Origin of the sequence: Luteimicrobium sp. DT211, assembly GCF_049844995.1 — a bacterium.
Taxonomy (GTDB): domain Bacteria; phylum Actinomycetota; class Actinomycetes; order Actinomycetales; family Cellulomonadaceae; genus Luteimicrobium.
In genome coordinates, this window is record NZ_JBNCMC010000003.1 from 324,605 (window position 1) to 345,734 (window position 21,130).

The window sequence follows — 21,130 nt, forward strand, 5'->3', positions numbered from 1 at the left end:
GTGGGCGACGGTCGTGGGCCGCTGGAATGGTTGAATCGTGCGGTGCCGTCCCCGCTGATCCTCCACCGTCTCGCCCTGCCCGACGACGCTGACCTCGGCCGCGCGCTGTGCTGGCGTGGCAGTGCGCACGTCCGCCCCGACGGCGCCCTCGCCGTCGAGGCCGGGGAGTCGATCGGGCTCGGCACCTGGCGGAACGCCGCGCCTCTGGGCTGGTGGGCCGGTCTCGGGATCGCGCGGGTCCGTCTCACCGTCACCGGGTCCGGCGTCCTGACGGTCCGGACCGCTCGCGACGGCGTCGCGCACGTGGCCGCGAACGTCGAGCTGTGCGCCGACGAGCCGTGGACGTTGGACCTCACGACCGACATGGACTGGTGCTGGCTCGACCTCGCGGCCCCGTTCGCGCAGGACGGCCTCCTGTCCGAGGTCGCGTGGCAGGCCGGGGCGCCGGACGCCGAGCCGCAGCCCCTGACGGTCGTGGTCCCGACCTTCCACGCCGAGGACGACGCGCTCTCGCAGGTGGCGCGCCTGACCGCGCCGGCGCTCGCGGGCATCGTCGGACGCGTCATCGTCGTGGACCAGGGCGGGACGCTCCGTGCACACCCGGGCGCCGCGGAGGTCCTCGCCGAGGCCGGCGACCGGGTGCTGCTCGTCGAGCAGCCGAACCTCGGCGGCTCCGGAGGTTACTCACGCGGGCTCTGGGAGGCGTCGACCCGCTGGCCCGACAGCCCGGTGTTCCTGCATGACGACGACGCGGTCGCGGACGCCGAGGGTCTGCGCCGGCTCGGCGTCCTGGCGGCGCTCGCGCCCCGCACGTTCTTCGGGACCGGGCTGCTCGCCGCGGACGCGCCGACCCGCCTCCAGGCTCTCGCGGAGGGCGTCGAGCGCCGGACGTTCCGCTGGGGCCCGACCGACGGCGTCGGGCAGATGGAGGGCGGCGTGGACGTCGCGGTCGGGACGCCCGAGAGGTGGTCGTTCACGCGGCCCACGGACCGTGCCGAGTACGGGGGCTGGTGGGGCTGCCTCGTGCCGGCCGGGGCGAGCGAGACCCTGGGGCTCGCCGCGCCGTTCTTCCTCAAGTGGGACGACGCCGAGTACGGGCTTCGGGCCGCGAAGGCCGGCTACGAGGTGCGGACGCTCCCCGGTCTCGCGGTGCGCCACCCGACGTGGGCGACGAAGGGCACGAGCTCCTCGTGGTCGTCGTGGCCGCTCCACCGCAACCGGCTCGCCACGGCAGCCGCATACGGCGCCGGCGTCGGGGTCCTCGCGGACTCGTTCGCGCACCAGGTCAAGCACGTGCTCAGCCTGCAGTACGCGACGGCCGAGCTCTGGAACGCCGCCCTCGCCGAGACGCTCGAGGGCCCGGCGTGGCTCGACGCCGACCTCACGGCGGTGAGGCCGCAGGCTCAGGCCCTCCTGGACGCCATGCCGCCGGCGCCCGTCGTGGGCGTCCCCGTGGGCGCGGAACCGGCGACGACGGTGCCGCTCGCGCGTACCGCGGCCGGGTGGCGGGCCGTCTCAGGGCTCGTCCGGGCGGCGGGCGTCGCGGCCGGCACCGGCACCGCGCGCCTCGACGCCCCGAGCGAGTTCGGGTGGGCGGACGGCCTCGGCCGTGACGCCGTCGTCTTCGCGGACGGCTCCTCGCCGCTCGTGCGGGACCCGCGCCGCGCGCGTCGCGCCCTTGCGCGCGCCGTACGCCTGCACGCCGCCGCGCTCGTGCGCTGGGGTCGGCTCGGCCGCGCCTACGCCGGCGCGCTGCCGGACGCGTCGTCGACGTCCCGGTGGCTCCGCCGCTTCGGGTCGGGCGCCCGCTCGTAGCCGCCCGACCGGCACATCGCGACCGCCGTCACCTGCACCGACGGCCCGTCTAGACTTGCTCGGCGGCTCATGCCGCCGTTCGACGACCGAGAGGAACGGCATGGCACCGGCGACCCGTGGGGCGAGCCTCAAGCGGAGGGTCCGGTCGCTCGGAGGTGGGCTCATCCGGCGGATGGGGCTGCTTCCCGGCGGCGTCCCCGACCGCAACGGCGACGACGCCCGGCTGGCGACGCAGCGCCTCGACGCCGAGGTCCTTGTCTTCTTCGCCGACACGGAGGACGGGCTCTACCAGCTCCGGCAGTGGTACGCCCCCCTGGCCGCCCTCGACGGTCGGCACCAGATCGCCGTCATCACGGCCGACTCACGCACCGCGGCCCTGATCCGCGCCGAGACTGGCTTCGAGGTCGTCACCGTCGCCCGGTATGCGACGCTCGACGGACTGCTCGCCCGGTCCGACGTGCGCCTCGTGCTGTACGTCAACCACAACCCCGAGAACTTCTCGATGCTCCGGTTCGCCTCGGTCGCGCACGTCTCGCTGCTGCACGGCGACAGCGACAAGGTCGTCTCGGTCTCCAACCAGGCGAAGGCCTACGACTTCTCGTACGTAGCGGGCCGTGCCGCGATCGACCGGATGGCGCGCTACCTGCCGCTGTTCGACGCGGAGCACCGCTGCGTCGTCATCGGCCGTCCTCAGCTCGACGACGCGCTCGCGCTCGTCGCCGAACGCCCCGCCCCGGCCCCCGAGCAGCGCCGGACCGTGCTGTACGCGCCCACGTGGGAGGGCGCGCAGCCATCGGCCGCATACGGCAGCGTGGACACGCTCGGCGAGGCGGTGGTCGCGGCCCTCCTCGCGGAACCCGACCTCAGGGTCATCTACCGGCCGCACCCGCTGACCGGCGTGCGGCTCGCGGCGTACGGGGAGGCGGATGCGGCGATCCGGCGACGGATCGAGGAGGCCCGCACCGCGTCGCCGTCCGCCGGGCACGCCGTCTCGACGTCGGGCGAGCTCATGGTCGACCTGGCGGCGGCGGACCTGCTCGTGTGCGACGTCTCCGCCGTGGCGATGGACTGGCTCGTGACCGGTCGGCCGCTCGTCGTCACCGAGCCCGCGGGCCCCGAGGTGGTGACGGCCGCGACCCCGCTGCTCGACGCCGCGGCCCGCATCGGCGTCGGCACCCTCGGCGAGGTCGTCTCCGTGGTGCGGCGCGAGCTCGACGACGATCCGCGTCGCGCGCAGCGCGAGACGCTCGCCGAGTACTACCTCGGCGACCTTCGCCCGGGCGCCGCCACGGAGGCGTTCCTCGACGCGTGCGACGCCACGATCGCCGCGCACCGGGCTGCGTCGGCGCGCTAGACGGGCGCGTCGGCGGACCTCGGGGGCGTGTCGTCCGCCACACTTGACGACCCGTGGTTGGATGAGCGGGTGTCCAGCGCGGGTCATGAGGTCAACCGTCCGACGACGGGGCGACGTACGACGTCGCCCGGCCGTTCCGCCGTGGTGAGAGCGATCGACAGGCTCGCGCGCGCGTGGCCCACGACACGCCAGACCACGCTGGTAGAACGGGACCTGGCCGAGGCTCGCCGGGTGAACGCCGCCCTGCGAAAGAAGAACGCCGCGCTCACCGCCAAGCTCGGGGCGGGAGAGGACGTCGCCGCCGAGCTGGCCAAGGAGCGCGAGGTCACGGCGCGGCTCCGCCGCCGCATCCACCGGCTCGAGAGCGAAGGTGCGGTGGCGACCCTCCCGGAGGGACTTGCGGCGACCGTGGCCCGCGTCCGCGCGGAGCATCTGACGCTGCTCCAGCCGACGCCGCTCGCCGAGCTCGGTCATGCCATGCTCGACGCCGAGCTCCGCGGGCTCGAGGGTCTCGTGATCGAGTGCGGGACGGCGCGCGGCGGGTCGGCGATCGTCCTCGCGAGCGCTAAGGCGCCCGAACGCCGGATGATGGTGTACGACGTCTTCGGCATGATCCCGCCACCGACCGACCGCGACGGCGAGGACGTGCACGCCCGGTACCGGACTATCGTCGACGGGCACGCCCAGGGCGTCGCCGGTGAGACGTACTACGGGTATCGCGACAGCCTGTACGACGAGGTCACGGCATCGTTCTCGCGGCTCGGAGTTACCGTCGAGGAGGCGCACGTGAGCCTCGTCAAGGGGCTGTTCCAGGACACGATCGAAGGCGACGAGCCCGTCGCCCTCGCCCACCTCGACGGCGACTGGTACGAGTCGACACGGACGTGCCTCGAGCGGATCGGGCCGCGCGTCGTTCCAGGCGGCCGCCTCGTGATCGACGACTACTTCTCGTGGTCCGGGTGCCGCGACGCCGTCGACGAGTTCGTCGCCGCGAACCCCGGCTTCCGGCGCGAGCTGCATAGCCGGCTCCACCTGGTTCGGGACTGAGAGCCCGGCGAGAGCGTCAGCGACCCGTCGCCGGCACCGGTGATTCGGTGGGCGCCGGGCTCGTCTCGTCCGGCGGGGGCGCTGTCGGCGTCTCGGCCCGGGGCGCGCGAGTTGCGACGCGCTCGCGAACCGGCACGTCTTCCAAGGCACGGTTGACGGCCGCGCGAAGCGGGTCGTGGACGCGGTTCTCGACGGCGTAGTGCAGCACGACCGCGAGCGCGAGGGCGAGGAGCGTCGCGAGCGCGAGTACGACCCACTTGTTGAGCGACCCGTGCAGCTGGTCGATCACGAAGAAGCCGAACTGGCCGTGGATCAGGTAGAGCGGGTAGGTCAGCGCGCCCAGCACCGAGAGAAAGCGCCAGTCCAGGTCTCGTAGCGGGCCGCACGTGCATGCCCAGATCGCGGCGATCATGGCCACCACGGCGGCGGCGCAGACCGTGGACGACACCGGGGCACCGACGAGCTTGGACGCGCGCGACGCGTAGTCGTGGGCCTGCTGCGCGGCGAGGATCGTCGTGAGTCCGAGGCCCAGCCAGACGACGACGTCGTTGCCGTCGCGGTAGAGAAGGAAGAGCAGTATGCCGGCTGCGAAGTACGGGGCGTAGGTCGGGATCAGCAGCGAGTCGAGCATGCCGGAGTGCGTGGCGTGCGCCAGCTGTCCGACGAGGGGCCAGAGCACGGCGAACGCGATGATCCGGCGACGGGTGATCCCGACGAGGATGAACACGCCGATCAGCAGATAGAACTTGAGCTCGTACCAGAGCGTCCAGAATGCCCCCTGCACGTCCATGGCGTCCCACGCGCCCTGCAGCATCGTGAGGTTGACGAGAGAGTCGAGCTTCGACGGCTGCCGGCCCGCGCTCCAGAACGCCTGGAGCACGACCGTCGCGATGATCGCGGCCCAGTAGGCGGGAAAGAGGCGGGCGACGCGGGAGGCCGTGAACGCCGTGACCGGCCGGCCGTACGCGGTCATGAGGATGACGAACCCGCTGATCACGAAGAAGAGCTGGACGCCGAGGAACCCGTAGCGCGTGAGGTGGTTGAGGCCCGAGAACTCCTGCGTGGGTGCCGTGCCCCAGAAGGCCGTTCGGATGCCTGTGAAGTGATACATCAGCACTGCGGCGGCCGCAAGGAAGCGGAGGCCGTCCAGGGCGCGCAGTCTGGATCTGCGGGGTGGGGCTGAAGCGCTCACCGGTGCACCCTATCCGCACCACGACGGTCGACGTTCGTCATGGCCTCGTGCCCCCGACGCTCGACGAGATGCTCGTGCGCCTCGGTGAGCACCCTCCACCAGGTCCCGAAGACGGCGTCGTTCGAGTACTGCGACAGGATCGAGCGCTGACCTTGCGCTCCCATCCGGTGTCCGAGCGCAGGATCCTCAAGAATTCGGACGATCCGGTCCACGACGGCCGCCCGGTCTCCGAAGGGCACGACGAACCCGGTCACGCCGTCGTCGATCAGATCCCGTGGCCCGTAGCGGCACGCGTACGAGACGACCGGCGTGGCGGTGCGGTAGGCCTCGAGGAAGTTCACGGGGAGCCCCTCGTAGTGGGACGTGCAGAGGACCATCGCCGAGCGTGCCATGGTCCCGAGGGCGTCGCGCGAGTAGCCCCGCAGCCGGACCGACCCTTCGAGGCCCTTCTTCGTCACGAGTGCCCGGAGCTGGCCGTCGAGCCGGCCCTCTCCGTAGATGTCGAGGACGGCGTCCGGCACTCGCGCGACCACGTCGGCGAAGAGCGCGACGGCCTCCGGCAGGTTCTTCTGGCCGACCAGACGCGAGAACATCGAGACCGTCCGGGGAGAACGTTCCGACGCCTCGACGGGTTCCGTGGCCACCGAGTTCGGGACGACCCGGATCTTGCCGAAGTTGCCGAACTGGTCGCCGATGTCGCGCGCCTGCTCGTCCGTGAGCACGACCAGGGCGTCCATGTCGTCGGCGCGTTCGAAGATCGCGCCGTAGTCGTCGCGCACGGGCGCTCCCGGCCGCCACGGCGACTTGAAGTGGTTGTTGTGGACCATGTACAGCGTCGCGGCGTCGCGCCTCGGGATCCGGAAGACCTTGCTCGCGCTCCCCGGCCCGTCGCAGATGAAGACGGCGTTCCCCGGCGAACGGCGGGCCAGCCGTGTGAGGTAGGCCGCCTGCCAGGCGGTCTGCCCGCTGTAGCGCCGCTTGACCTTGCCCTCGCGGTCCAGTGCGAAGCACGCCGACGGGCTTCCGCCCTCGAGGTACGACCGTCGCAGGTAGACGTGGCCGGACGGCGTCAGGAACCGTTCCTCCAGTACGTCGCCTGCGGCGGGGTCGAGGTCGGTCTCGTGGCGCAGCGCCCCGGAGGCGTCGTACTCGGTCACCCGGACGGCCGAACCCTCGGCGTCTCGGTGCTCGACGCGACGCACCGAACCGTCGTCGCGCCGCTGGACGTCGACCGTGAGCCCGGCCTCGTCGGCCACGCGGGCCGGCGCCGGGCGAGCGCGCCGGCGGCGGCTCGGGAGCCAGGTGCGGAGCCGGGCTGCCAGTCCGTGGGGCTCAGTTGGGAGGCTACTCTCGAGCGCGTGGGCGGCGTCGTCGAACGCGTTGACGACCTCGACCCGAGGGTCGAGCCAGCCCATCGCGGTGTACTCGGCGTTCCGGCTCGCGTGCTCGAGGTCGTGTTGGAGCGTCACGATGGTGGTGCGGACCCCGTGGTCGGCGAACATGCGGGCGCGGTTCATCATCGCGCTGGTCATGCCGCCCCTTCCCAGGATGCCGACGACCATGTAAACGTGGAGCTCGCCCCCGCCCCGCATGCCGGTGCCCGGCCCGATGGCGGTCATCGGTCGGCTCCCGCTGCGGGACGGCGCTCGGGTGCGGCGGCGCGCTCGGGACTTTCGACGAGGTGGTCGACCGCCCGCGCGAACACGTCCGCGTACCCCTCGCGCGCGAAGTTGCCGAGGTAGTAGGTCCGCATCTGTTCACGAGCCGACGCGTGCGAGTCGTGCACGAGCGCGTCGAGCGCGGCGTCGAGCGAGCCCGGCTCCCGCAGGCGAGCGACATAGGCGGCACGTGCCAAGGGGAACTCCTCGACGAACGACTCGAACGGGGACTCGTCGACCTGGGTGATCACGAACGGCTTCCCGCTGTACAGGTAGTCGGCGGGAACGGACGAGACGTCGGACACGAGGGCGTCCGACGCGTTGAAGCATTCGACGATCGACATGGTCCTGCTCGCGCGATCGCCGTACAGGTGCTGACGGCCGGACGCGGCGGCGTCGGCCTCGAGCAGCCGGTGTATCTCCTCGATCGCCGACACGGAGCGAGCGTCGTCGAGCGAGTACGGGTGCGGGCGGAACATCACGGTCCACTCGTGCGCGAGCAGGCCACGGACGATCGCGGGACCCGTCGGGTCGAGCGACCCGAAGTCGTTGTCCTGATTGAAGCCGGTCCAGGTGGGCGCGTACAGGACCGTCCGCACCGGAGCCCCCACGAAGCCGGCCGCGATGTCCGCGACCTGCGGTCGTCCGACGATCACGAACTTGTCGGACGGGATCGCGACGCCGTGCGCGGCGTACCTGTCGATGCCCGCCTGCCCCGCCACGAAGACCTTGTCGAACATGGCGGTGACCGGGTTGTAGCTCGACGGCTTGTCGCTGTCGCCGTGCAGGAGCTGGACATGCGTGAGCTCGCGGTAGCGGACGTTGTGCCCGTTCTTGGCGCCGTTGTTCACGTAGAGCGCGACGCGGAAGGAATCGACCTGCAGCCCCTCCAGGTCGGCCATCGCGGGGGCGGAGACGACCGGCAGCGACGTCATCCTCACGACGGCGCGCGCCAGCGCGGTCTCCCGGACGACCACCACGACGCGCTCGCTCAGCCGTTCGAGGGTGCTCAGCCAGACTCCGAGCTGGTACTCGGTGCCCGCGGGCCCACTGAGGTAGACCATGACCGGGGCGCCGTACGCCCGCAGCGCGTCCGCGATCCTCGCAGTCACCGTGGCCTTCGCGCGGGTGGCAGCGCGCGTCACGAGGACGAACGTCAGGGCGGTCGCCAGCGCGACCAGCAGGGCGGGAACACCCAGTGCGAGCCTGCCCCGCACGCCGTCGGCGGTGAGGGTCGCCAGCACGACGGCCACGTACCACCCGGCCGTGACGAGCTGCTGCCGGGCGCCGAGGCTGTACGGCGCTTCGTAGCCGGGGAGCCGCTCGACCACGCGGGTGGCTTCGCGCCATGCGTAGCCGACCACGCCTTCCAGCCAGACGACCCCGAGCGCGGCTACCGCGGCGACGCCGGCGCAGACGGTCGCCGTCGTGACCCCCGTCCCGACGAGGGCCGCGAGTGCCGCGGCTGCTGCCGCTGCGCGCGAGACGGCGTCAGGGGTGCCGAGCGTGGAGCCCCGGGCGAGGGGGCCGAGCTGACCCGCCACCTCGAGCACCCCCGCCACCGCGACGAGCGTCGCCACCACGAGGGGCGGAGACCCGAGCGCCGCGAGGACGAGCGCGCCGACACCGAGGACGGCGAGCGCGCCGATCCGCGCGTTGGCCGCTGCGATCTCTCGCACTACTGGCGCACCACCAGGTTGGCGGAGTCCACGAAGCGGCCGACGGGTGACGCGAGCATCTCGATGACCGCTGCGACGTCCTGCGGCTGCATGATCGTCGAGGGGTCCTCGTCCGGGGCGAGCACCCGGCGCAGGGCGGTCGCGGTGCGGCCGGGGGAGATGCACACGACGCGGGTGCCGTAGATGGCGAGCTCCTCGCGCATGACCTCGCTCATGTTGATCACGGCCGCCTTGGACGCGGAGTACGTCAGCCAGCCCGAGCGGCCGTTGATGCCGGCGGTCGACGCGATGTTCACGATCAGCTGGAACTGGTTGCCCTGGTGCAGCAGCTCCTGGACGAACGTGAACGGCGCGTAGACGTTGACGGCCATCGTCCGCTCGAAGTCGGCGAAGTCGACCTGCTGGAGCGGCACCGGCTTGGTGTAGCCGGCGTTGTTCACGAGGATGTCGACGTTGCCGTGGTCGCGGGCGACGTCGGCGCACAGCGCGATGACGCCCTCACGGTCCGCGAGGTCCGCGTAGTACGGAGCGAGGGTGACGCCGCGCGTGTTGAGCTCCTCGAGCTCGGCGAGCGCCTGGTCGTACTCGTCGGACTTCCGGGCGACGAGCACGACGGTCGTGAGGTCGGCGTCGTTCTCGAGGAAGCGGCGCACGGTCTCGAGCCCGATGCCCTTCGACGCGCCGGTCACCATGAGGGTCTTAGTCATCCCAGTTCTCCTCGCCGCCGGTGAGCAGGTACGTCGCGAGCTGGACGTCGGTCGGCGTCGTGACCTTGATGTTGCGGTCCTGGCCGTTGATGAAGTGGACCTCGTGGCCCGCGACCGCGACGAGGGTCGCGTCCTCGGTGAAGGTCCGTCCCTCGGCCGCCGCGAACGCGTGCGCCGCGGCCAGGTCGGCCTTGGCGAACTTCTGGGGCAGCTGCACGTTGCGGAGCGTCGACCGCTCCAGGTAGCCGGTGACCGTGCGGGTCTCGGGATCGACCGGCGCCACCGTGAACGGGATCTCGAGCATGAGGGACACGTTCGCGGCCGGCGCGGCGATCAGCGCGGAGAAGTCCGCCGACGACACCAGCGGGCGTGCGGTCTCGTGGATGATCACGTCGTCGTTCGTGGCCGAGTCCAGCATCTTCGCGACGGAGCTGTGGCGGGTCGCGCCCGCCTCGACGTAGACGACGGGCGTCTTGATCGCGTAGGCCGCGACGATCCGCTCGACGTCGTCCCGCCACCCCTCGGGGTAGTTGAGGACGATCTGGTCGATCTCGGGCACCGCGTCAGCGGCGACGAGCGAGTACACGAGGATCGGGATCCCGCGCACCTTGATGAGCTGCTTCGGCTGGCCCGCGGCCACGCGGCTGCCGACCCCTCCGTTGAGCAGAAGGAGCGAGTACATGGTTATTCCTCTCGGTCGACGAGGAGCGACGGTCGGGGCCGGTTCAGGCGTGGGCTCGCGCGGCCTCCAGCCACAGCTCGCGGCCGGTGGCGTAGTCCTTGGACCATGGCTTGCTCGCGTCGGCCCAGTGCCAGATCGCGGGCTCGCGCGCGCTGTCCCGCGTCGGGACGTACGCCCAGCGCTCGTCGAGGACGGTGCGGTGCGGGCCGAAGACCCAGACGAGCGCCTCGCGGTCGTTGAGGCGGAACGCACGCATCACCGCGAGCGCGTCGGCGGCGGTACCGGCGGAACGCATGCCGGCCAGGTCCGCGACGAAGATCGCGGTGTCGAAGGCATCGAAGTCGAACACGTGGCGCCCGTGGATCTGCCGGTACAGCTCGTAGGCGGTGTCCGGTGCGTCGTCGAAACGGCGCGCGGCGGCGTACATGACCGAGAAGCCGCTGGTGTCCGCGCTCGACGTCGTGCGCGCCGCGAGCAGGGTGTCGTCCAGCTCGACGTCGACGAGCTCGGCGAGGTCGCGGACCACGAGCGCGTCGACGGGCAGCACGACCGCGCGGTCGACGGGCACGAGCTGCGAGATCAGGGCTCGGTCGAGCGCGCGCTCACTCGTCACGCCGGCCTCGGCCGCGTGGAGCGACCGCGTGTCGACGACGTGGACCTCGACGCCCGGCACCTCGACCGCGCCCGGGTCGAGGCGCCCCACCAGCCAGGCCCGGACCGGGCGGGTCGAGGCGGCTGCCGCACTCGCCAGCACCGTCCGGACGTGTGCGAGCTCCCCGGTGCTCGGAGTCATCACGACGTCGACCGGTCCGTGCTCGGGCCTGGCGGGCGCAAGCCCGAGGGCGCGCTCGGCCAGAGCCTTCGCGCCCTCGTCGACGGGCGCCGGGCGGGCGTGCCGCTCCCGGGCCGCGCGGACCTCGGGTTCGGTGATCTCACGCCAGAGGGCGTACACGTCGTCGCTCGACTTGCCGGCGAAGATGGCCTCGAGGACCGGCTGGAGCCGGTCGCGCATAGGCGTGCGGATCGCCTCGAACTCGGCGGCGTCCAGGCGGAACAGCCCGTTGAAGCGTGCGTCCGCGTTGTTGCCGGGCTCGAACCGGACCTTCATCCCGAGCGACGTGGTCGGAAGGTAGCAGTGGAGCCGTAGCGTCACGACGTCCGTGTAGTTCTGGCGGTAGCGCTCGAGCAGGTCGACGGCATCCTGCATGTTCTCGGCGAACGTCCGCTTCTTGACCTCGCCGTAGGACTGGCGCACGTTCTCGTGGCCCGCCGGCACCGGGCTGCGCTGGACGTCGACGTACACCGTCGCCGGAGCCGGCTTGCTCGGCAGGTCCGGGAACACGGTGTTGACGGTCGTCGTGAGGCAGCCCGAGAAGAAGGCGGGGACGCCGACCGAGAGGAGCAGGTCGACCGTCGTCCAGTCGCGGCAGCCGATCGGCCCGTGGCTGCGGAGGTACTCGATCGCCTCGGGCGTCATCATGTTGCGCTTGCGGCAGTGGAACGACACGAAGATCGGCCGCAGGTTCGGGTGCATCGGGAAGTCGTACTCCTCGAGACCGAACAGGCCGTGCATGTGCCAGCCGAACTCGATGAGCCACGTGTTCTCGGGGAACTCCTGGTACGTCGAAGCGTCCCGCGCCACGGTGTAGAGGTCGACGTCGGCGTCGACGGAGTCGAGGGCGAGCTCCGGCCGCACCCGCTGCTGCATCCGGTCGACGAAGTCCACGACGTCGGGCTGACCGTGGAACCGAAGGTTCTGGTGCCGGACGACGTGTCCGAGCGAGGCGAGCGTCTGGATCTGGTCGCCGATGTTCTGCGAGGCCGTCGCCCGGCCCGGCTGGACGTAGTCGACGAGGGCGAACGAGACCCGGCCGTCCGGCGTCGGGCCCGAGCTGCGGCGCCGCTCGACGCCGATCCACTTCTCGAGCCACGCGATCTCGGTGTCCGCGGTCTTCCAGGCTCCGGGGTTCGCACGGTGGGCCTCGACCATCCGGTCGAAGAGGCGGTGGGCGAGCGCCCCGTCGCGGTGCCCGAACGCGAGCTTGACGAGCTCGAACCAGGTGCGAGCGCCCCAGGCCGACGGCTCGGCGGCGACGGCGCTGGCCTCTGCCAGGCCCCGGTCTGGGTCGACGGCGAACAGGCTGCGGAAGTAGTCGCCCGCTGCATGCTCCCTGACGAGCGAGGCGGCGACGCCGTCGAACGAGGTCAGCGCGAGCTCGTGGTGGTGCTGGCGCGACGCCACGACGCCGGTGAGGAGGAGACCCACCTCGCGGGTCTCGGCCCGGTCCGAGAGCGAGGACGCGAGTGCACGCGCCTCGGTGAGCTTCTTCGCGGCGAGCATCTCGCGCACGGTCCGCACGGAGACGGCGGCGAGGGAGCTTCCGTGCTGGACGCTCGTCAGGAACTGCGAGCCCGCGCGCTGCTCGGAGGCGCGACGCACCTTGGCCGCGGGGTCCGGCTTCGGGAGCTTGCCGGGCGTCTTGCCGACGGCGCGGTTCTCCGCGGCGGCCAGCAGTCGCTCGTAGGCCTCGCGCCACGCCTTCGTCCGTGCCTCCACGGCCCGGACCTGGTCCTTGGTCGCGATCGGCAGACGTCGCGCGGCGAGCCGCCGCAGCTTCCTGAAGCGAGGCAAAGTGTGTCTCCTGTAGGTGCGTGAGCCAGAGCACGGCGCGAGCGGTCGACGCTGCCGCGTGTCGTAGCGCCAGAGTCTACGATGCGTCCCTCAGCGTGCCGAACAGGCCGTCACCGTGCGGTTACGATGAACGGGACCCGGCGGCTCGCACGCGGGCCCAGGCCTTGTGCCCCGATCCAGGAAAGAGTGCACACCCACGTGACCGCTTCTTCCCACTCGGTCGCGCCCGCCCCCACCACACGGGACGCGAGGCGTGCCGGTGCGGTGGCGAGCCCGCCGCCACCGATCCAGTCCGCCGTGTCGTCGGAGGAGCTGCGCGCGCTCGCGGTCTCGAGCGGGCTCGAGCCCATGGGCGTACGCCCGCCGCTGCGCCAGTACCTGTCCGAGCTGTGGGGCCGGCGAGCCTTCACCTGGGAGCTGTCGAGGTCCAAGGCCTACGCGAAGAACCGGAACAGCTACCTCGGTCAGGCGTGGTCGGTACTGACCCCGCTCCTCAACGCGGCCGTCTACGTGATCATCTTCGGGATCGTTCTTGAGACGGGTCGCGGCCTGGAGAACGCGATCGCCTTCATGGTGGTCGGGACGTTCATCTTCCGCTTCTTCGAGCACTCGGTGACGGGTGGCGCGAAGGCGATCCGTGGCAACACGTCGCTCGTGCGCGCGATCCGCTTCCCGCGGGCAGTGCTGCCGATCTCGGTGGTGCTCTCGGAACTCGTGACGCTCGGGCCCGCGCTCCTCGTCATGGTCGTCGTGTCCTACGCGTCGGGGTACTTCCCGAACTACGCGCCCGTCCCGATATCGTGGCGCTGGCTCCTGCTGCCCTTCGCCGTTCTTCTGCTCGCGGTGTTCAACGCGGGCTGCGCGTTCGTCATGGCACGATGGGTCGCCGTCGCGCCGGACGTGCAGAACCTCATCGGGTTCGCGATGCGCTTCATCATGTACGGCTCGGGCGTGATCTTCAGCATCCAGCACTTCGTCGGTAACGACGTGGTGGCGCGCTTGCTGCAGCACCAGCCTGTCGCGGTGTTCCTCGACCTCTGCCGTGCCTGCCTTCTGAACGAGCCGACCATTCCGATGACGTGGCAGATCTGGGTGTGGGGCGCCGCCTGGGCCCTGGTGTTCTGCGTCGGCGGGTTCATCTACTTCTGGCGCGGAGAGGAACGGTACGGGCGTGACTGACGCGGAGCTCGACTTCGAGGTCGACCCCGAGGACCTCGAGGGGCTCGCGCCGCCCGACCGCGAGCTCGGCGGCGTGTCCCTCGTGGTCGACCACCTGGACATCACCTACCGCGTGTTCGGCGGCAAGAAGCTCGGGACGACGGCGACCGCCGGCTCCCGTTCGCTCCGTCGCGTCCTCGGCCGAGGCTCGGGCCACGTGGGAGCCGTACAGCAGATCCGCGCGGTCAAGGACATCTCGTTCGTGGCGCGCCACGGCGAGTCGATCGGGATCGTCGGGATCAACGGGTCGGGCAAGAGCACGCTGCTACGGGCCGTCGCCGGCCTGATCCCGCCGACGTCCGGCTCCGTCTACGTGGCGGGGGAGCCGTCGCTCCTCGGTGTGAACGCGGTGCTCATGGGGGACCTGACCGGCGAGCGCAACATCATGATCGGTGGCCTCGCCCTGGGCCTGTCGCGCGCCGAGGTCCAGGAGCGCTTCGACGAGATCGTCGAGTTCTCCGGGATCGGGGACTTCGTGTACCTGCCGATGAAGGCGTACTCGTCGGGCATGGGGGCACGCCTCCGGTTCGCGATCTCGACGGCGTCCACCCCGGACATCCTCATGATCGACGAGGCGCTCGCGACGGGAGACGCGTCGTTCCGTGAGAAGAGCAAGGCGCGGATCGACGCCATCCGCGAGCATGCCGGCACGGTGTTCCTCGTGAGCCACTCGCTCGCGACCGTCCAGGCCATCTGCTCGCGGGTGCTGTGGATCCACGAAGGGCACCTGGTGATGGACGGACCCACCGCCGAGGTCACGGAGGCGTACCGGCAGTACGTCCGCGGGCGCGCCAGGAAACGCTGAGACCGCTCCCGTCCGTGCCGGCGGGTGCTGCCACTAGGCTCGCGTGCATGACCACGGCCTCCTCGGACGAGCACGTCGCCCCCGCCGAGCCCACAGCCCACGGCGGCGGGACGCGCGCCATCCTCGCGGCCCTGGCCGCCAACGTCGGCATCGCGATCACCAAGTTCGTCGCCTACCTGCTCACGCAGTCCTCGTCGATGCTCGCCGAGTCGGTGCACTCGCTCGCGGACTCCGGCAACCAGCTGCTCCTGCTCCTCGGGGGCAAGCGCGCGCGCAAGGCCGCTGACGAGACCCATCCCTTCGGCTACGGCCGCGAGCGGTACCTCTACGCGTTCGTCGTGTCGATCGTGCTGTTCACGCTGGGTGGCGTGTTCGCGCTGTACGAGGCGTGGCACAAGTTCGAGGATCCCCACCCGATCGACTCGTGGCAGTGGGTCCCGGTGGCCGTGCTGCTCGCCGCGATCGTCATGGAGGGGTCGTCGTTCCGTACGGCCATGCGGGAGTCGAAGCACGCTCGTGGCAAGAAGTCGGTGTTCCAGTACATCCGGGAGGCCAAGGCGCCTGAGCTGCCGGTCGTGCTGCTCGAGGACTTCGGGGCGCTCGTCGGCCTCGTCTTCGCGCTCTTCGGTGTCGGGATGACGCTCGCGACCGACGACGGCCGCTGGGACGCCGTCGGCTCCGGGGCCATCGGTCTCCTCCTCGTCGTGATTGCCGTGGTTCTCGCGCTGGAGACCCGCTCCCTGCTGCTCGGAGAGGCCGCCGCGCCGTCCGACGTCGCCACGATCCGCAACGCGCTGGTCGGAGACGGCGTCCCGTCCGTGATCCACCTGCGGACGCTCCATCTCGGACCGGAGGAGCTGCTCGTGGCAGCCAAGATCGAGGTGTCGTCCACGGAGACGGCGGCCGAGATCGCGCAGGCCATCGACGACGCGGAGGCACGCGTCCGCGCGGCGGTGCCCATCGCGAGCACCATCTACCTGGAGCCCGATCTGCGTCGGTGACGGGGGCTGGCGCGTCCGCCGCGTCACCAGGGCGGCCCTATACGATGTCGGGCACGTGTCGCCACCGCTCGGCGGCGAGACGAGGACGGGCAGAAGTGCCCGACGGGCCAGTGACGGAGGGCATGTGTCGCAGCGGGACAAGCGCGTCTGGATGTTCAACAGCGGAGACACCTTCACGGGCAATCCCAAGTGGTTGTTCGTGTACGTGAGCAAGTTCCGTCCGGACATCACGGCGTACTGGCTCTGCGAGACCGAGGAGACCGCGCGCTACGTTCGCGGGCTCGGCTTCAAGGCCCTCACCTTCAAGAGCCCCCAGGCGCCCGCGCTGCAGGCCCGCGCCGGGGTGTACGTGGTGAACCAGGTCAAGGAGGTCATCCCGGACGGTCTCCGGGGGGCCGTCTTCCTCAACCTGTGGCACGGCGTCGGCGTCAAGGGCGTCGAGCGGGCGATGAACAAGGGCTACCTCGAGGAGCGCATCGCCAAGAAGTACATCCGCCACAACGCGCTGTACCGCAACAACCAGCTCTTCCTCGTGACGTCGCCGATGATGGAGGAGAACTTCCGCCGCCAGCTCGGGCTGGACGAGGAGAGCGTCGTCCGGGGCGGCTACCCGCAGAACCTGTACGCGCAGCACTTCGGCGACTACTCGACGTACGACCACGACGTCCTCGCCCGGCGTGGCCTGCCCGCGGGGACGAAGGTCGCGCTCTACGCGCCGACGCCGCGCCGCACGTCGACGCCGGACTTCCTGCGCCGCGCGTTCCCCGACATGGAGCGCCTCGTCGAGACGCTGGAGCGCAACGACACGCTCCTCATCCTCAAGATGCACCCGCACATGTCGAAGGACCGCTACTTCCGCCAGCTCAAGGAGTCGTTCGGCGACCGGCGCCACCTGATGTTCTGGGACAACAGCGAGGACGTCTACGAGATCTTCCCGAAGATCGACCTGGCCGTCATGGACTACTCGTCGATCCTCTACGACATGATGGACGCCGGCGTCCGCAGCTTCGTGCGGTACATCTTCGACTACGACGACGGCAACGAAGTCGTCGCGCCCGGCTTCGACTACCTCGGGCTCTCGTGCGGGACGGTCGCCAAGACCTTCGAGGAGCTGCTCGACGTCCTCGGCCAGGACAACCGCGTCGACGACGCCAAGCTCGCCGAGCTCGAAGACGCCTTCTGGGCGTACTCGAGCAAGGAGAGCATGGAGCAGATGGTCGACCGGGCCCTCGAGTACGAGATCCGTGACCTCCCGCTCAAGACGCTCCACACCTTCGACGTCTTCGACACGGTCATCCACCGGCGCGGCGTCACGCCCGACTCCGTGTTCCTCTTCGTGAAGAGCCGCATGGAGGAGAGCGACCTCGGGTTCCCCCGCTACCTCGTCGACCGCTTCCCCGAGGTGCGCCAGCAGGCGGAGTCGGCCGAGCGCGACCGAAGGCGCCGCAACCCCCAGCTCGTCAAGGACGCGGTCCTCGAGATCACGTTCGAGGAGATCCACGAGCGGATCGGTGACGTCTTCGACCTCACGCCCGAGCAGACCGCCGCTCTGATGGAGTGGGAGGTCGAGGGCGAGCTCGCGAGCTGCGTCGCCGACACCGCGATGGTGGCCCGGATCCGGGAGATCCTCGAGGGCGGCGACCCGGTCGTGCTCATCAGCGACATGTACCTGCCGCGCGAGGTCGTCACGGATCTTCTCAAGACGGCCGATCCGTTCCTCGCGGAGCTGCCCCTCTACCTCTCCTCGGACACGCGGGAGCAGAAGGCGACCAAGTCGCTCTACCTCAAGCTCTACCGCGAGATCGGGTACGACTTCGCGGAGTGGGTCCACCACGGCGACGCGCCCTGGGGCGACGTCAAGCAGGCCCGCGCGCTGGGGATCACGGTGGACACTGTGCCCCGCACCCGGCTGGGCCGGTTCGAGACCGCCGTCGTGGAGGACATCCCGACGTTCGACGGGCACCTCTACGCCGGCATGCTGCGGTCGTTCCGGATGGAGGGCCCGCACCGGAGTGCGGAGAACTACGCGTTCAACCACGTCGGCAGCTACCTCGTGCCCTACATCGACTGGGTCGTCCGCGACGCGGTCCGGCGCGGCTACCGCAGCCTCTACTTCGTCTCGCGCGACGGCTATCACCTGAAGCGAGCTGCGGACGCGCTGATCGAGGAGCGCGGCCTCGACCTGAAGACCCGTTACATCTACGGCTCCCGTACCGCCTGGCGGATCGCGTCCCAGGTCGACCGCCTCGACGAGGACCTGTTCGAGCCCCACGGTGACTTCCTCAACGCCCGGTCCGTCGACGCGCTGCTCACGAACGCCCGGCTCGGGCGCTCCGAGTTCGCGGCGATGTTCCCCGAGTTCGCGACGCTGACGGACACCGAGCTCGACGACGCGCAGACGCGGAGCGCGGTCGTCGCCGCGTTCGCCGGCTCCGACGAGTTTCGCGGGCACCTGCTGCGGGCGGCCGCCGACGAGCGCGGGCTGGTCGCACGCTACTTCCGGCAGGAGATGAATCTCGACGAGCCCTTCGCCGTCGTCGAGTACTGGGGGAGGGGCTACACGCAGACCTGCATGACCCGCATCCTCGCCGAGGCAGCGGGGCGCCCGATCGACAACCCGGTCTACTACGCGCGGGCAGTCCTCCCGACCGAGGGCCACTCCATCCGTCACCGCTTCACCACGGCCACCCACTCCATGCTCTTCGTCGAGGCGATCTTCGCCAACCTGCCGCACGGGACCGTGCTCGGCTACGAAGAGCGGGGAGACCGCGTCGAGCCGATCGTCCAGCCGCGTGCCAACAACGCGCAGCTGCACGACGCCCTCGAGCGCGAGCTGGTCGAGTACGCCCACCGGTTCGGGGCGCTGGACTTCCTGGACGCGGACCGGATCGCGCGCGACGTGTTCCGCTTCGGCTTCGAGTACTTCCGCCGGGAGAACGACGCACCGACGTTCGTCCGCAACCTCGCACCGCTGCACGACGCCGTCGCGTTGGGGACGAAGGAGCAGGAGTACGCGCCCGGGATGACACGGCGCGACCTCAGGGCGCACTTCTCCGGCGACAGCTTCCAGCGCAAGACACGGTCGATGCCTCTGACTCTCGCGCGCTCGTCGGAATGGGTGCGGCTCAACTACCAGCTCGCGACCGAGAAGAAGACCGCGCGTACCCCCGCGCCTCGTCGGCTCCTGCTTCGCAGCGAGGTGCTGGTGCGGACCGGGATGCGCCGAGCCCGGCGCGTGGCCGGAGCGGCCCGACGCCGCGTCGCCGGCTGAGCGACTCATGATGGTCAAGCTCAAGTTCCGCAGAGCCGCCGACGCGCCCGAGACCGGCGACCGTCCCGACGCCGCCGAAAGGACGGTGACGGTCGAACGGCGCTTCGCCGCGGCGGACGTCGTCAACCTCGTCCCGAACGGGGCGTTCGGCCTGGCAGGCGAAGGAGACCGCCCGCCGGTGTTTCCCGCTGCGGGAGGGTACTACCTCCACCGCAACATCGACGCGACGCTCTCGGACGCGTGGTCCGCGACCGGATCACGGTCGCTGCGCGTCGTCGGGGTGAACGAGAAGTACGACACGCACTTCGCACCGGGCGGTCGCGACTCGGACGGCGCGTTCCGGCTCGGGCTGGAGCCCGGCCGCACCTACGCGGTCGGCGCGACCCTGCGGCTCCCGCACCCTCTCGCGGGCCCGCTCGCGGCGACCCACCTGCGAATCTCGCCCGGGTGGATCACGGACGGCACACGCCGGTGGAACCCGTCGCCGTCCCTCCCAGCGACGAACGCCGTGGGGACGCACGCGATCAGCCACACGTTCACGGTGCCGAAGGACGCGACCGCGGCGTGGGTCCGCTTCGTCTCAGGCATGGCCGCCGGCGGTGGCGAGGTCTTCTGGGACGAGCTGGTCCTGACGGCGACCGATCATGCGGTCGCGTTCTTCGACGGACGCACGCCCGACACCGACCTGCACACGTTCGGCTGGACCGGTGCGCCCGACGTGTCGACGTCCGTGCGTCGCCTCCGTGAGCCGGAGGAGCTGGCCCGCCTGCTGTCGGCCGCGCCGTCGCGAGCCCGGCGGCTCGTCGAGCTCTGCGGCACGCTGCGGGCTGAGCGGGCGGCCGTCGAGCTGACGCTGCTCGAGGACTGGTTCGCGGAGACGTATCCGGACGACCCCGAGCTGCCCTTCCTCACGGGATCGTTCGCCCGGTGGCGCGGCGACGACGAGCGCGCAGTCGTGGAGCTCGAGGCGGCGACCCGCACCTCGACGGCCGGGCTGGCAGAGCTGGAGCTCGGCCGGATCGCCGAGGGACAGCGCGATCTTGCGCTCGCCGAGCGGCGGTACCGGGAGGCGCGCGAAGCGGGAGAACGCCGGGCGGGCTACGCGCTGTCCACGGTGCTGGCGCGTCGCAAGCAGCTCGACGCCGCGAAGACCGTCGCGCTCGAGACTGCTGCGGGCGACGACACGCTGCCCTTCGACATGACGACGGCGATGCGGATCGACCCGAAGGGCATCGAGCCCCGCATCGTGCTGGGCAGGTTCGTCCGCGACCATCTGGACGAGATCCGCGCGCGGGCCACGGATCCTGCGCCGTTCCGCTCACCGCTGCAGGGACAGCGACCGGTCTTCACGTACTGGCACCAGGGCTTCGCTGACGCACCGCCTATGGTGCGGCGCTGTCACGCCACCGTCCGCGACGTCTTCGGCGACCGCGTTCACGCGCTGGACGGCGAGTCGCTCCCGTACTACGTCGAGATCCCGGCGGTCGTCCGGGCGCGCGTCGGGACGAACTACACGCACCTGTCCGACCTGATCCGGGTCGACCTGCTCGCCCGGTACGGCGGCCTGTGGCTCGACGCGACGTGCCTCGTGACTCACGACTTCCCCGCGCTGAGCGACCTGGTCGACCAGGACTTCTTCTGCTTCAACTACTCGGGACCCCGCGTGGGCTCGTGGTTGATGGCGGCGGAGGCGGGGGGCTATTCGGTCACGCTGCTGCGCGAGGCGATGTTCTTGTGGTGGGAGCGCCAGGACTACCTTGCCGACTACTTCCAGCTGCACTACGTGCTCGAGATGCTGTACCTGCTCGACGCGCGGTTCAGGGCCGAGTGGGACGCTACGCGTCACGAGCACCCACGGAAGGCGCTCGCGCTGCTCGGGGCGCTTGAGAGTGACAACGGGGACGATCGGCTGTCCGACCTGGTCGCTACGTACCCGGTCCACAAGATCAGCTACAAGTTCGGTCGCGGGGCCGTGGTGCCCGGTACCGTGCTGGCGGCGGTGGTCCGGGGCGAGCACCTGGCAGCGGTCCGGGAGGCGTCTGAGAGCCGGTCGGGCGGCCAGTAGGCTA

General features: G+C 70.9%; 14 protein-coding genes. 8 read left to right on the plus strand and 6 right to left on the minus strand.

Features of this window, described 5'->3' with window-relative positions:
- Window positions 1–42: 42 nt before the first annotated feature.
- The 3 genes from ACLQ14_RS09290 to ACLQ14_RS09300 all read left to right on the plus strand — a co-directional run bounded on the left by ACLQ14_RS09290 (window position 43) and on the right by ACLQ14_RS09300 (window position 4,216).
- Window positions 43–1,815 carry a glycosyltransferase gene (locus ACLQ14_RS09290; protein ID WP_425812203.1) on the plus strand — a complete coding sequence of 591 codons (1,773 nt, stop codon included), beginning with the start codon at window positions 43–45 and terminating at the stop codon, window positions 1,813–1,815.
- Window positions 1,816–1,915: 100 nt separating this feature from the next.
- A complete protein-coding gene (locus tag ACLQ14_RS09295) occupies window positions 1,916–3,169 on the plus strand; it encodes a CDP-glycerol glycerophosphotransferase family protein (protein ID WP_425812205.1) in 1,254 nt (417 codons plus the stop codon).
- Between the two features lie 231 nt (window positions 3,170–3,400).
- On the plus strand, window positions 3,401–4,216 hold the full coding sequence (locus ACLQ14_RS09300) for a TylF/MycF/NovP-related O-methyltransferase (protein ID WP_425812207.1): 816 nt from the start codon (window positions 3,401–3,403) through the stop codon (window positions 4,214–4,216).
- A 16-nt stretch (window positions 4,217–4,232) separates the two neighbouring features.
- On the opposite strand, the gene ACLQ14_RS09305 is transcribed toward ACLQ14_RS09300, so the two are convergent.
- The 6 genes from ACLQ14_RS09305 to ACLQ14_RS09330 are packed head-to-tail and all read right to left on the minus strand — an operon-like array spanning window position 4,233 to window position 12,766.
- Window positions 4,233–5,408, minus strand: a complete 1,176-nt coding sequence (locus ACLQ14_RS09305; protein ID WP_425812209.1) for an acyltransferase family protein — start codon at window positions 5,406–5,408, stop codon at window positions 4,233–4,235.
- Window positions 5,405–7,027 carry a glycosyltransferase gene (locus tag ACLQ14_RS09310; RefSeq protein ID WP_425812211.1) on the minus strand — a complete coding sequence of 541 codons (1,623 nt, stop codon included), beginning with the start codon at window positions 7,025–7,027 and terminating at the stop codon, window positions 5,405–5,407. The genes ACLQ14_RS09305 and ACLQ14_RS09310 overlap by 4 nt, the downstream gene beginning before the upstream one ends.
- The gene (locus ACLQ14_RS09315) at window positions 7,024–8,745 is read right to left on the minus strand and encodes a CDP-glycerol glycerophosphotransferase family protein (RefSeq protein ID WP_425812213.1); all 1,722 of its coding nucleotides are present in this window, start codon (window positions 8,743–8,745) and stop codon (window positions 7,024–7,026) included. The genes ACLQ14_RS09310 and ACLQ14_RS09315 overlap by 4 nt, the downstream gene beginning before the upstream one ends.
- Window positions 8,745–9,452, minus strand: coding sequence for an SDR family NAD(P)-dependent oxidoreductase (locus ACLQ14_RS09320; protein WP_425812215.1), 708 nt, complete (start codon window positions 9,450–9,452; stop codon window positions 8,745–8,747). The genes ACLQ14_RS09315 and ACLQ14_RS09320 overlap by 1 nt, the downstream gene beginning before the upstream one ends.
- Window positions 9,445–10,134 (minus strand): IspD/TarI family cytidylyltransferase, encoded by a 690-nt coding sequence (locus tag ACLQ14_RS09325; RefSeq protein WP_425812217.1) that lies wholly within the window; start codon window positions 10,132–10,134, stop codon window positions 9,445–9,447. The genes ACLQ14_RS09320 and ACLQ14_RS09325 overlap by 8 nt, the downstream gene beginning before the upstream one ends.
- Before the next feature lie 43 nt (window positions 10,135–10,177).
- A complete protein-coding gene (locus ACLQ14_RS09330; protein ID WP_425812219.1) occupies window positions 10,178–12,766 on the minus strand; it encodes a hypothetical protein in 2,589 nt (862 codons plus the stop codon).
- 198 nt (window positions 12,767–12,964) lie between these two features.
- Here ACLQ14_RS09330 and ACLQ14_RS09335 point away from each other — a divergent pair, with 198 nt between their 5' ends.
- From ACLQ14_RS09335 to ACLQ14_RS09355, 5 genes are all read left to right on the plus strand, one after another.
- Window positions 12,965–13,945 carry an ABC transporter permease gene (locus tag ACLQ14_RS09335; protein ID WP_425812221.1) on the plus strand — a complete coding sequence of 327 codons (981 nt, stop codon included), beginning with the start codon at window positions 12,965–12,967 and terminating at the stop codon, window positions 13,943–13,945.
- Entirely contained in the window at window positions 13,938–14,789 is an 852-nt protein-coding gene (locus ACLQ14_RS09340) for an ABC transporter ATP-binding protein (RefSeq protein WP_425812223.1), read from the plus strand. Before ACLQ14_RS09335 ends, ACLQ14_RS09340 begins: the two co-directional genes overlap by 8 nt.
- 47 nt (window positions 14,790–14,836) lie before the next feature.
- The gene (locus ACLQ14_RS09345; protein WP_425812225.1) at window positions 14,837–15,790 is read left to right on the plus strand and encodes a cation diffusion facilitator family transporter; all 954 of its coding nucleotides are present in this window, start codon (window positions 14,837–14,839) and stop codon (window positions 15,788–15,790) included.
- A gap of 124 nt (window positions 15,791–15,914) precedes the next feature.
- A complete protein-coding gene (locus ACLQ14_RS09350; protein WP_425812227.1) occupies window positions 15,915–19,061 on the plus strand; it encodes a CDP-glycerol glycerophosphotransferase family protein in 3,147 nt (1,048 codons plus the stop codon).
- 7 nt (window positions 19,062–19,068) lie between these two features.
- A complete protein-coding gene (locus ACLQ14_RS09355; protein WP_425812229.1) occupies window positions 19,069–21,126 on the plus strand; it encodes a capsular polysaccharide synthesis protein in 2,058 nt (685 codons plus the stop codon).
- Window positions 21,127–21,130: the final 4 nt, after the last annotated feature.

What these genes read in the sequence shown, in the direction of transcription:
- ACLQ14_RS09345 (WP_425812225.1), top strand. Translation starts at nt 14,837, where the DNA reads ATGACCACGGCCTCCTCGGACGAGCACGTCGCCCCCGCCGAGCCCACA.
- ACLQ14_RS09325 (WP_425812217.1), bottom strand. Translation starts at nt 10,134, where the DNA reads ATGTACTCGCTCCTTCTGCTCAACGGAGGGGTCGGCAGCCGCGTGGCC.
- ACLQ14_RS09320 (WP_425812215.1), bottom strand. Translation starts at nt 9,452, where the DNA reads ATGACTAAGACCCTCATGGTGACCGGCGCGTCGAAGGGCATCGGGCTC.
- ACLQ14_RS09310 (WP_425812211.1), bottom strand. Translation starts at nt 7,027, where the DNA reads ATGACCGCCATCGGGCCGGGCACCGGCATGCGGGGCGGGGGCGAGCTC.
- ACLQ14_RS09355 (WP_425812229.1), top strand. Translation starts at nt 19,069, where the DNA reads ATGATGGTCAAGCTCAAGTTCCGCAGAGCCGCCGACGCGCCCGAGACC.
- ACLQ14_RS09295 (WP_425812205.1), top strand. Translation starts at nt 1,916, where the DNA reads ATGGCACCGGCGACCCGTGGGGCGAGCCTCAAGCGGAGGGTCCGGTCG.